At 70.6% G+C, this 11,204-nt stretch carries 12 protein-coding genes; 1 reads left to right on the forward strand and 11 read right to left on the reverse strand.

What is annotated here, in order from left to right:
- Window positions 1–13: 13 nt before the first annotated feature.
- The 4 genes from ftsX to GQR16_RS00560 all read right to left on the reverse strand — a co-directional run bounded on the left by ftsX (window position 14) and on the right by GQR16_RS00560 (window position 5,504).
- Entirely contained in the window at window positions 14–925 is a 912-nt protein-coding gene (gene ftsX / locus GQR16_RS00545; protein ID WP_157413211.1) for a permease-like cell division protein FtsX, read from the reverse strand.
- The gene (gene ftsE / locus GQR16_RS00550; RefSeq protein WP_157413212.1) at window positions 922–2,172 is read right to left on the reverse strand and encodes a cell division ATP-binding protein FtsE; all 1,251 of its coding nucleotides are present in this window, start codon (window positions 2,170–2,172) and stop codon (window positions 922–924) included. The genes ftsX and ftsE overlap by 4 nt, the downstream gene beginning before the upstream one ends.
- A 94-nt stretch (window positions 2,173–2,266) precedes the next feature.
- On the reverse strand, window positions 2,267–3,784 hold the full coding sequence (locus GQR16_RS00555; RefSeq protein WP_157413213.1) for a Na+/H+ antiporter NhaC family protein: 1,518 nt from the start codon (window positions 3,782–3,784) through the stop codon (window positions 2,267–2,269).
- A 22-nt stretch (window positions 3,785–3,806) separates the two neighbouring features.
- Entirely contained in the window at window positions 3,807–5,504 is a 1,698-nt protein-coding gene (locus GQR16_RS00560) for an amidohydrolase (RefSeq protein ID WP_157413214.1), read from the reverse strand.
- 119 nt (window positions 5,505–5,623) lie between these two features.
- On the opposite strand from GQR16_RS00560, the gene GQR16_RS00565 reads away from it, so the two are divergent.
- On the forward strand, window positions 5,624–6,331 hold the full coding sequence (locus tag GQR16_RS00565) for a TetR/AcrR family transcriptional regulator (RefSeq protein ID WP_157413215.1): 708 nt from the start codon (window positions 5,624–5,626) through the stop codon (window positions 6,329–6,331).
- Here the strand turns inward: GQR16_RS00565 and prfB are convergent.
- The 7 genes from prfB to GQR16_RS00600 form a co-directional block, all read right to left on the reverse strand.
- Entirely contained in the window at window positions 6,328–7,437 is a 1,110-nt protein-coding gene (gene prfB / locus GQR16_RS00570; protein ID WP_157413216.1) for a peptide chain release factor 2, read from the reverse strand. The two genes, GQR16_RS00565 and prfB, sit on opposite strands and share 4 nt — an antisense overlap.
- Window positions 7,438–7,500: 63 nt before the next feature.
- Window positions 7,501–7,773 carry a hypothetical protein gene (locus tag GQR16_RS00575; protein WP_157413217.1) on the reverse strand — a complete coding sequence of 91 codons (273 nt, stop codon included), beginning with the start codon at window positions 7,771–7,773 and terminating at the stop codon, window positions 7,501–7,503.
- A 77-nt stretch (window positions 7,774–7,850) separates the two neighbouring features.
- Complete coding sequence (locus GQR16_RS00580; RefSeq protein ID WP_157413218.1) at window positions 7,851–9,509, reverse strand: hypothetical protein; 1,659 nt, start codon at window positions 9,507–9,509, stop codon at window positions 7,851–7,853.
- Between the two features lie 70 nt (window positions 9,510–9,579).
- Window positions 9,580–10,044: a pilus assembly protein TadG-related protein gene (locus GQR16_RS00585; protein ID WP_157413219.1), complete on the reverse strand. Its 465-nt coding sequence runs from the start codon at window positions 10,042–10,044 to the stop codon at window positions 9,580–9,582.
- Window positions 10,045–10,079: 35 nt separating this feature from the next.
- Window positions 10,080–10,565 carry a TadE family protein gene (locus GQR16_RS00590; RefSeq protein ID WP_170298382.1) on the reverse strand — a complete coding sequence of 162 codons (486 nt, stop codon included), beginning with the start codon at window positions 10,563–10,565 and terminating at the stop codon, window positions 10,080–10,082.
- Window positions 10,540–10,923 carry a TadE/TadG family type IV pilus assembly protein gene (locus GQR16_RS00595; protein ID WP_211373415.1) on the reverse strand — a complete coding sequence of 128 codons (384 nt, stop codon included), beginning with the start codon at window positions 10,921–10,923 and terminating at the stop codon, window positions 10,540–10,542. Before GQR16_RS00595 ends, GQR16_RS00590 begins: the two co-directional genes overlap by 26 nt.
- Window positions 10,924–10,997: 74 nt before the next feature.
- Window positions 10,998–11,198 carry a hypothetical protein gene (locus GQR16_RS00600; RefSeq protein WP_157413221.1) on the reverse strand — a complete coding sequence of 67 codons (201 nt, stop codon included), beginning with the start codon at window positions 11,196–11,198 and terminating at the stop codon, window positions 10,998–11,000.
- Between the last annotated feature and the right edge of the window lie 6 nt (window positions 11,199–11,204).

Below are 11,204 nucleotides of genomic sequence, written 5' to 3' on the forward strand. Positions count from 1 at the left end.
CGCCGACGAGGGCTCAGACGCGCAGGTACCGTCGGATCGCGATGCCGGCCGACAGCGCCGCGAGCAGCACGCCCACGACGATCAGCAGCGGCACGACGAGCAGGGCGTCGCCCAGATCGACGAACGTGAACGACAATCGGTCGGCGAGGTAACCCTGCACGAAGAAGTGCACGATCGCCACGACCGCCCCACCCGCGAGCACCGAGCCTATGAGCCCCGCGAACACGCCCTCGAGGATGAACGGCGTCTGGATGAACCGGTTCGAGGCGCCGACGAGCCGCATGATGCCGAGCTCGCGCCGTCGCGAGAACGCCGAGAGCCGGATCGTCGTCGCGATCAGCAGCGCGGCCGCGACGAGCATGATCGCCGCCACGGCGATGGCCGTGTAGCTCGCGGCGTTCAGCACGTCGAAGATCTGGTCGAGGTAGCGCCGTTGGTCGACGACCTGCTCGACACCGGCGAGCCCGGCCAGTGCCTCGACGAGCACGTCGGACTGCGACGGATCGACGAGGTTCACCCAGAACGTCTCGTTGAGCACCTCGGGCGTGACGTAGTCGGCCGCGGGCGTGCCGGCGAACTGCTCCTGGAAGTTCTCGTAGGCCTGCTGGCGGTCCTCGAAGTAGTACTCGTCGATGAACGGCGAGAGCGTGTCGGAGGTCAGCTGCGCCTCGATCGCGTCCTTCTGCTCGGCCGTGGCCTCGCCGTCGACGCATCCGGCGGCCGTGGACACCGAGGTGCAGAGGTACACCGCGACCTGCGCGCGGTCGTACCAGTAGTTCTTCATCTGCGCGATCTGCAGCTGCAGCAGCGCCGCGGTGCCGACGAACGTGAGCGAGATGAACGTCACGAGCACGACCGAGACGACCATGGTGATGTTGCGCCGCAGGCCGTTGCCGGCCTCGGCGAGGACGAGTCCGAACCTCATCGCGTCGGGCCCACTTCCTGGTCGTCGTCGCCTTCGCGCGGACCGCCCGGAGCTCGGAGCCCCAGTCGTTCGGCGAGCGTGAGGTGCTGTTTCACGTCGGCTGCGGCATCCGCTTCGCCGGTGGTGTCGGCGGTCGCGTCGGCATCGGCCTCGTCCGCCTGATCTGCGGATGCCGCGGCATCCGTCGCCTTCGACCCTCGCGGGATCTCGATCGACGCCGTCGCCGCCGCCGTGATCTCGGCCGCCGCGTCGGTGACGGCGTCGGTGGCCTCGGGCTCGACGTAGAGCGGCTGGCTCTGCTGCATCATCTCGGGGGTCACCTTCGGTGCCGCCGCGGTGATCGTCTCGGGGGCGTCGCCGGCGACGACGGGCGCGATCGGCTCGGGCTCGGCCTGCTTCTTCGACCTCGAGCCGCGCTTCGGCTTGGCCGCGGCGCCCGCCGCGGCGGCCGCCTTCGCCTCGCGCTCGTGCTGCTCGTGCAGCAGCGCCGCGTTCGCCGCTTCGGCTGCCGCGACCGCGGCCGCCGCGGCGACGGCGTCGTCATCGACGGGCAGGGTGCCGACGACCGAGCCGTAGCCGGCCGAGCGCTCGTCGCGCACGATGTCGCCGGCGGAGAGCTCGATCACGCGACGACGCATCTCGTCGACGATGCCGGCCTCGTGCGTGGCCATGATGATGGTCGTGCCGCCCGCGTTGATGCGTTCGAGCAGCGTCATGATGCCGGCCGACGTGACGGGGTCGAGGTTGCCCGTCGGCTCGTCGGCGAGCAGGATCTGGGGCTTGTTGACGATGGCGCGCGCGATCGCGACGCGCTGCTGCTCACCGCCGGAGAGCTCGTGCGGCATGCGCTTGCCCTTGCCGTCGAGTCCGACGAGCTTCAGGGTCTCGGGCACCGCGGTGTGGATGTAGCCGCGCGACTTGCCGATGACGCGCAGCGTGAACGCGACGTTCTCGTAGACGGACTTGTCGCGCAGCAGCCGAAAGTCCTGGAAGACCACGCCGAGGTCGCGCCGGAAGTAGGGCACCTTGCGGCTCGAGATCGAGCCGAGGTTCTGGCCGAGCACGTGGATCGTGCCCTTCGACGGCTTCTCCTCTTTGAGGATCAGTCGCAGGAAGCTGGACTTGCCGGAGCCGGATGCGCCCACGAGGAACACGAACTCGCCGCGGAGGATCTCCACGCCGATGTCGTTCAGCGCGGGCTTCGCCTGCCCGGAGTAGGTCTTGGTGACGGAGTCGAAGCGGATCATCGCGTTCGAGCCTAAGCAGGCCGTACGGAAAAGTGGGCAGCGACACCGGAAATCGGCATCGCCGCCCACGGATCGGGACGCGCGGCTCGCGAACTCAGACGCCGGCGAACCCGACGACGAGGTAGAGCACCAGCGTGAGCGCGGCCGCGATGCCCGCGTACGGCAGGATCGCCGTCATCAGGTTGAGCGGCTTGATGCCCGTCGAGCGCGACGCGAGGATGATGCCGTCGCCGTAGAGGCAGGTCGTCGAGCCGAGCGCGGCGCCCGAGAAGACCGCGGCGCCCGCGATGATCGGGTTCACGTCCATCGCGAACGCGAGCGGGATCACGATGGGCGTGATGACCGCGGCGAGGTCCCAGAACGACCCGGTCGCGTAGGCGTAGACACCGCAGACGAGGAACACCATGGCCGGCAGCAGCGCGCCGCTCATGACGGGCTCGGTCGTGTCGATCACCCAGTCGGCGAGGTGCAGGTCGATGTTCATGTGCTGCACCATGAACGCGAGCGCGGTGAGCACGATGACGAAGAGCATGCTGCCGACGCCGTCGAACGCGGCCTCGAGCACGCCCTTGATCTTCAGGCGACGCTGCACCGTGTACATGACGATCGCGACGAGGAGCGCGGCGACCGTGCCCTTCAGCACGTCGACCTCGGTGAGGATCGTGACCGCGATCATGACCGCGATCGGCACGAGGAAGTTCCACGGGCGGGGCTTGGCGTACTCGGGCGTACAGGTCGCGACGACGGTCGCGGTGCGTGCGGATGCCGCGGGCTGGCCGTCGGTCGTCGCCGAGAGGCCGGTCGTGGGCTCGGCCGTCACGGCACGCGATCCAGCATCGCCGGAGGCCGCGAACTCGCCGACCTCGGCGTGCAGGGGCAGCCCGCCCTCGGCCTCGCGCTCCTCGGCGGTGGTGCCGACGGGGAACACGTCGCCCGTGACATCCGCCCGTGCGATGTCCTTCTTCAGCGCGCCGAGCCGCGGGAACCAGCCGAACGCGACGAGTGCGGCGATCGCGATCGCGATCCAGCCGAAGAAGATGAACGGGATGGCCTGCAGGTACGCGCCGAAGCCCGACCCGTTGGCGGTCACGCCCTGCGCCTCGAGCAGGCCGGCGAAGAAGAGCGCCCACGTCGAGAACGGCACGATGACGGCGATCGGCGCCGCGGTCATCTTCATGATCGTGCCGAGCTCGGTGCGCGGCACCCGGTAGCGGTCGGTGACGGCCTTCATCGACGTGCCGACGGTGAGCACGTTCAGGTAGTCGTCGACGAAGAGCACGATGCTGAGCAGGAAGCTCAGCACCGTCGACTTGCGCCTCGAGTTCACGAAGCGCTCGGCCCAGGCCGCGAACTCGCGCACGGCGCCCGAGCGCTCGAACAGCGTGATCAGGATGCCGAAGAGCACGACGACGAGCATGAGCCACTGCAGCGTCTCGTCGGCCATGGCGGTGCCGAAGTAGCCGATCCAGGAGTCGAAGAACTCCCAGCCGCCGAGCAGCACGGCACCGGTGAGGGTGCCGCAGAGCATCGCGAACAGCGTGCGCCGGGTGAACACGGCCACGACGAGGATGATGACGACGGGAAGGAGCGCGAGCGCGCCGACGTCTTGCATGGTTGCCTCTGGATTCGAAGGGTCAGGCGGCGGAGGCCGCGTACTGGGGTCGCCCGTCGACGATCGTCGTGCGCACGGGGAGGTTCAGCAGGTCGTCCGCGCCGACGTCGAGCGGGCTGTCTTCCCAGACGACGAGGTCGGCGCGGTACCCGGGCGCGATGACGCCGAGGTCGTGGTCGCCCTGGGCCTGCGCGGCCCAGACGGTGTAGCCCTGTAGGGCCTCGAACGGCGTGAGCAACTGGTCGGGCTCGAACACCGGGGCGTCGGGGTTGCCGGGTTCACGGCGGAGCCGCGCCCAGGCGAGGCCGATGCGCGCATCGGTCTGCGCCACCGGCCAGTCGGAGCCGAGCGCCACGGGGGCGCCGGCGTCGATCATGTCGCGCACGCGCCAGCCGAGGGCGGCGCGCTCGGGGCCGAGTCGCTCGGCCCAGAAGTCGCTGCCGTCGGCCTTGCGCCACTGCATGTGCAGAGGCTGCACCGATGCGGTGATGCCGAACTGGGCGAGCCGCGAGAGATCGCGGTCGGCGAGCAGTTCGAGGTGCTCGATGCGGTGCGGGGCGCCGCGGCGCGAGTGCACGCCGGCCTTGACGTACGCGTCGATCGTCGTGCCGATGGCGCGGTCGCCGATCGCGTGGGTGGCGATCTGGAACCCCGCGGCGGCGTATCGGGCCACGACGCGCTCGAACTCGGCCGGGTCGGCCCAGAACGAGCTGTTGCCGTCGCCGTGGGTGTCGGGCTCGTAGAGCCAGCCGGTGCCCGTGTCGATGACGCCGTCGTTGAACAGCTTCACGAGGCCGCCGCGCCAGCGGGCGCCGTGACGGTCGCGCTGGGCGAGGTAGCGCTCCGTGCGCTCCTCGTCGTAGCCCGGGTTGTGGGCCATCGCCGAGACGATGCGCACGGGCAGGCCGCTCACGACGTCGTGGGCTTCGGATGTCGCGGGGTCGCCGTCGCCCGCGCCGCGGCCCGCACCGGCGCCCTCGCCGTCGAGCTCGTCGAGCAGGTCGAGCGTGCCCGGGTTGCCGTCCATGATGCAGCCGCCCGTGATGCCCGAGGCCGAGAGTCCGCCGAGGATCCCGCGCACGCGCGCGAGCGTCTCGTCGCGCGCGTACTCGGGGGCCGTGCGCAGCACGAGGTCGAACGCGGAGTCCTCGCGGAGGCATCCGGTGGGCGTGCCGCGCTCGTCGACGACGATCTCAGACGTGTCCCCGAAGCTCCGCACGCCCGTGATGCCCGAGCGGCGCAGCGCCTCGGTGTTCGCGAGGGCGGTGTGGCCGTCGAAGCACATGAGGAACGCGGGGGCGGGCGAGGTCGCGGCGTCGATCGCGGCCGCGGTCATGGGCAATGTCGAGAACACGTCGTAGTCGACGTTCCATCCGCGAACCCAACCGCCGGAGGCCCCGTCGGCGACGCGGTCGGCCTCGGCGCGCAGCATCGCGAGGAACACTTCGGGGTCGCGCACTCCCCCGAAGTCGACGCCCACCGCGAGCTCGATGCCCTGGATCGGGTGCATGTGCGCGTCGATCAGGCCGGGCGTGATGCAGGCGCCGTGCAGGTCCTCGACCACGGTGCGGGGCCCGCGCAGCTCCCCGAGCGTCGTCGCGTCGCCGACGGCGATGATGCGACCGCCGCGGATCGCCACAGCCTCGGCGCTCGGCTGGCGCGGGTTCATCGTGATCACGCGCGCACCGACGAGAATGGTGTCGGCGAAGACCTGCTGCATGCGTTGCCGCCTTCCGGGCGCCTCGTCTTCGGGGTCGCCGTACAATTGAATGGTCGTAAATAAAATCGGGCACAGGCTACGCCTCGCCTCCGCCCGCCGCAAATCCGACGAGGAGCCCCGTGGCCGAGACCCCGACGAAGCGCTCAGCCGGACGACCCCGCACGCGCGTGCTGAGCGTCGACCAGATCGTCGACGCCGCGTTCGAACTCGCTCGCACGGCGGGCCCCGACGGATTCACGATGGCCGCCCTGGCCCGCTCGCTCTCGGTGCAGCCGCCCGCGCTCTACCACTACTTCGGCGGCAAGGGCGAGGTGATCCGGGCGATGCGCGGGCGCCTCGCGGGCCCCATCGACACCGACGGGTTCGCCGACCCCGACGTACCGCTTGACGAGGCCGTCTCACGCTGGGGACGCACCTACCGCGACGTCTTCGCCGCGTTCCCGTCGGGCATCACCCTGCTCGCCACGACGCCGGTCGACGGCCAGCAGGGGTCCGTCGACAACTACGAGGCCATCTCGCGTCGCCTGATCGACGAGGGGTGGGCCGAGCGCGACGTCGTCGACACGATCGTCGCCTTCGAGTCGTTCATCATCGGCTCATCGCTCGATGCGCTCGCCCCCGCCGACATCATGTCCCCAGGGGATGCCGCGGCCACCGCACCGGTGTTCGCCGCCGCCGAGGCGCTGCGCGCCCGGGAGACGGCCGCACGCGGCATCCGCCCGACCGATCGCAGCTTCGACCTCGGACTGCGCGCGATGCTCGCCGGACTCCGGCCTGCGCCGGCCCCTGAGGAGCCGACGAGCCCGAGCGGTTCGACCGTCGGTTAGTCGTCGTCCTTGCGCTTGCGCCACTTGATGCCGGCGGCGATGAGGCCGTCGAGATCGCCGTCGAAGACGCTCGCCGGGTTGCCGACCTCGTAGCCCGTGCGCAGGTCTTTGACGAGCTGCTGGCCGTAGAGGAAGTAGGAGCGCATCTGGTCGCCCCAGCTCGCCGTGATCGTGCCGGCGAGCTCCTTCTTCTTGGCCGCCTCCTCTTCGCGCTTCAGCAGCAGGAGTCGGGTCTGGAGCACGCGCATGGCCGCTGCACGGTTCTGGATCTGCGACTTCTCGTTCTGCATCGAGACGACGAGGCCCGTCGGAAGGTGGGTCAGGCGCACGGCCGAGTCGGTCGTGTTGACCGACTGCCCGCCGGGGCCCGACGAGCGGAAGACGTCGACGCGGATGTCGTTCTCGGGGATCTCGACCTCGACCGCTTCTTCCATCACGGGGATGACCTCGACCGCGGCGAAGCTCGTCTGGCGTTTGTCGGCCGAGCCGAAGGGGCTGATGCGCGCGAGGCGGTGCGTGCCGGCTTCGACCGAGAGCGTGCCGTACGCGTAGGGCACGTCGATCTCGAACGTCGCCGACTTGATGCCGGCGCCCTCGGCGTAGGAGGTGTCCATGACCTTGACGGGGTACTTGTGCCGCTCGGCCCAGCGCAGGTACATGCGCATGAGCATCTCGGCGAAGTCGGTGGCGTCGTCGCCGCCCGCACCCGAGCGGATCGTGACGACCGCGCCGCGCGGGTCGTACTCGCCGTCGAGCAGGGTCTGCACCTCGAGCTGGCCGATGACCTCTTCGAGCTTCGCGAGCTCCTGTCGCGCCTCGGCGGCCGACTCCTCGTCGTCCATCTCGAGGGCGAGCTCGATGAGCACGTCGAGGTCGTCGAGGCGCTGCTCGACGTCGGTGATGCGCTTGAGGTCGGACTGCCGGTGGCTGAGCGCGCTCGTCACCTTCTGCGCGGCGGCGGGGTCGTCCCAGAGGTCGGGCTTGCCGGCCTCTTCGGACAGACGGGCGATGTCGGCCTTGACGGCTTCGACGTCGACGACGGCGCTGATATCGCTGAAGGTGGAGCGCAGCGCGGCGATCTCCTGCGTGAGGTCAAGATCCAACATGGCTCCCCCAGCCTACCGGGCGCGGTTGGGGCTGAGAACGCCGATCGATCCGGCCCGGTCGGCTCACCGCGTCGCGAACCAGACGATGGCCCCCTGCGTCACGAAGATGAACCCTCCGAGCACGAGCGCGATGATCGACACCCAGGAGGGCCCGGTCGCCGGGTCGACCCGCAACTGGCGGCGCGCGACGAGACCGAGCACGAAGGCGGCGAAGGCCACGACGAGGGCCGGGATCGCGGGCAGCACCAGCGAGATCACCGCGGCGGCGGCGCCGACGATCGCGATGCGCGACGTGTTCCGCCCGAAACGTGCGCGGCTCTGGGGGTCGGAGGTCATGGGTCCAGTCAAACGCATTCACCGGCGCGGTGCGTTCAGCGGTCCCGGCCGCCGGGGCGCGGGGGCGCCCGACCGCCTCAGAAGACCGGGATGTCGGTCGGGCCGAAGTCGTGGATCGTGTAGCGGCCGCAGTCGATCGTCGCGGCATCCGCGAGGCTCACGCCGCTCGGAAGCACGAACGGAATGCTCTGGGCGTCGGTGATGAGGAACGAGACCGAGGTCGCCTCGAAGTCGGTGCGGTTCACGAGCCAGGCGTACGGATGCAGCTCGTACGTCACCTGCAGCAGTTGCGCCGGGTCGGCGGCGTAGGCCTTGGGCGCGCGAATCGTCCAGAACTGGCCCGCGCCGTGGCGGTCGGTCGCGTCCACCCAGTCGACGACGCACGAGAGAGACGTCGCCGATGCGGTGGTCGATGCCGTCGCGAGCCTCACGACCCCGATGCAGCCGAGCACGAGGATGACGACGGATGCCACGGCGAGCGCGAGCACGCTCCCCCGACGTCTGCCCGGCTCGGCGTCCGCCGCCGTGTTCGACCCGACGTTCGACGCGATGCTCGAGGAGTCGAGTCGCGCCCGGATGCCCAGCGGCGCCCACTCGGCGAGGCACGCGAGCACGAGCACGGGCGCGAACACCCACGGCTGCAGGTAGCGCGGCGTGTCGTTGCCGAGCAGGATCACGCCGACCGTGCAGGCGACCGGGGCGATCCAGGCGACCGCGACGAGGAATCCGGCGCCGGGTCGCTCGCGCGCCGTGCGCGTGAACGTCAGCGCAACTGCGAGCACGACGAGGGCCAACAGCCCGAGTGCGGCCACGACTCCCCCGGGTCGGCCGAGTTCGACGGCCACGGCGTGCACCAGTCCGGCGATCGCGGTGAACGGGCTCGCCGCGCCGAGGTAGTCGCTGCTCTGGGCCACGATCAGCCCGTCGGCTGCACGACGGGCGACGAGCCCGAGGGCGGATGCCGCGGCGAGCACGATCACGAGTGCGACCGGCAGCGGCGCGCGCCGCGGCATCCGCCCCCTGCTCGCGATCGCCGTACGGACGGAGAAGCCGAGCAGCACGAGCGCCGCGGGGGCGACCGCCCACACGACGATGAGCGGGTTGCTGAACGCCGACACCGCGATCACGCCCACGAGCGGCGCCCAGACGCGGGCGCGCAGCCGGCCGGTGTCGAGCGCGCGCCGGAGGAGCCCGATGACGAGCACCGAGCCGATGGCGGTGGCGCTGTAGTACGTCGTGGTGCCGAGCAGGCTCGCGAGCTGCATGCTGTTGCGGTCGCCGCCGGCTTCGAGCAACGCGATCGCGCAGAACCCGGTGTACCCGAGCGCGGCACCGAGTACCGGCGCGGTCGCGGTGCGACTGCTGCCCGAGGCGACGCGGAACGCGCCGTAGAGCGCGACGAAGTTCAGGACCGAACTCACGACGAACGCCGAATGCAGGTCTGGAACGAAGAACGAGACGGCACCGAACGCGATCGCCTCGGGCACGAACAGCACGGGCGACATCGCCCAGCTCTGCGGAACGCCCGACGCGATCGAATGCGTGAGCAGCGCGTTGAACATCGAGTCGGCGTCGACGAACATCAGCTCGTCGCGCGTCGCCACGACATGCGCGGTCACGAGCACCGCCATGGCGACCGCGAACGCCCAGCCGAGCACCTCCGTGATGACCGCGCGGGCGCGCGGACGACGTTCGTCGGGTCGGTGCCCTGGCCTCGGATCGGTGTCGATGCTCACTGCGACGTATCGTACGGCGCGAGCCCTCGACCTGACGCGACCGGTGGCGGCGCGACCGCGAACGGCGCGCTCAATGGAACACCGAGCGCGCCGTCGTCGTGACCTCGATCGGCACGCTGAGCGGCAGCAGTTCGGTGTGCAGCGGCGCATGCCATACGGCGCGGAGGGTCACGGTCGCACTGCGCCCGTCGCGCGACGCGGCGCCGACCAGTTCTACGCCGTCGAGTCGGCCCGCAGCGTCACCGAGATACGCCGCGACCGCCGCATGTACCGCCGCGTCGTCGAGCTCGAGGCTGAGGGCGTCGCCGTCGATCGAGACCTCGTCGAGGCTCCAGGCCTCGGCCCCGGCGAGCGCCGCACCGTCGGCGAGCGTGAAGAGTCGTTTGCGTTCGAGATACAGCGAGGACGCCCCAACCACGACGAGCATGATGACGAGCGCGAGGAACGAGAAGAAGATCGTCAGGAGGAGCGTGGATCCGACTTCATCGTCGAGCAGTTCGGGTGCTTCCCCGACGACCCGACGTCGCGGCGGCATCGGTTGCGTCGACCTGGTCGCTCGGGTCCGGCGGCTCATGGCGCGACCCCGGCGAACCGAGACACCGTCTGCGTCGCACCAGACTCGATGGGAACGTTCGCGACGCCCGAGAGCCCGAGCACGTCGGGAACGAGCGGCAGCATCACCCGCGCGCTCACCACGACGTCGATACGTTCGCCCGGCACATTGCACGCGGCGGACGCGCACGTGACGGCGACCGTCGCTGTGTCGGCATCAACGCCGAAGTCCTCGAGGGCGATGCGCACGGCACGTTCGACATCAGCCGGGGTACCGGAAGCCCCTGCGCCGTCGGCCGCGATCCGCGCGGCATGCCGTGCCGCACCTTCGACGGCGAAGGCACCCGCCTGGATCGCCGCGACGCTCAGCACGAGGTACACGATCGGAACGAGGAGGAGCAGGCCGACGGTGAGGAACTCGAGCGAGGCGGAGCCGGCTTCGTCGTCGACGAGACGAGCGGTGGGGCCACCGCCCGACTCAGTCGAGCGTCTCGATCGGCGCATGCCCTGCCACCTCCAGCCCGTTCGAGATGCCGAGCAACCCGATCACCGGCAGCGCCGCGCGCACCCGGATCTCGACGGCGGGGACTCCGCCGATCGACGTGGTCGCCGCGGCGACCTGCTGCGCGTAGTCGGCCGAGATCGCCGCATCGATGAGGTCGCGCGTGCGCGCAACCCCGTCGGACGGCGACGAACCGGCGAGCGCGGCGTATCGGGCGCCCTCGGCTGCGGCGTCCAACAAGGTGTTGCGCACGTGCAACGCGAGGGCGAGCTGGACGACGGCGAGCGCGAGCACGGTGAGCAGCACGCCGACCATCGTGAACTCGGCGACGGCGGAGCCGCGGTCGTCGGCCAGACGCACCCGCAGGGTGCGGAGCCCGGGAACCGTCGGCCCGGCCGCAGCGCGACCGCCCGTGGCATCCGGTCGCGTGCGACCTAGAAGCCGGTGACCCGATCGATCGCCTGCTCGAACACGCCCGCCAGCGCGGGCCCGGCGAGGCCCCAGATCACGATCACGAGCCCGGCGGTCATGAGCGTGATCAGCACCCATCCGGGTACGTCGCCTCGCTCGTTCGACGAGAGGGCGACCAGGCGCCGGGAGATCGCGAGCTTCAGACGGTCGAGGTGCAGCTGCATCGAGGT

Origin of the sequence: Agromyces allii (assembly GCF_009749385.1) — a bacterium.
GTDB classification, from domain to species: Bacteria; Actinomycetota; Actinomycetes; order Actinomycetales; family Microbacteriaceae; genus Agromyces; species Agromyces allii.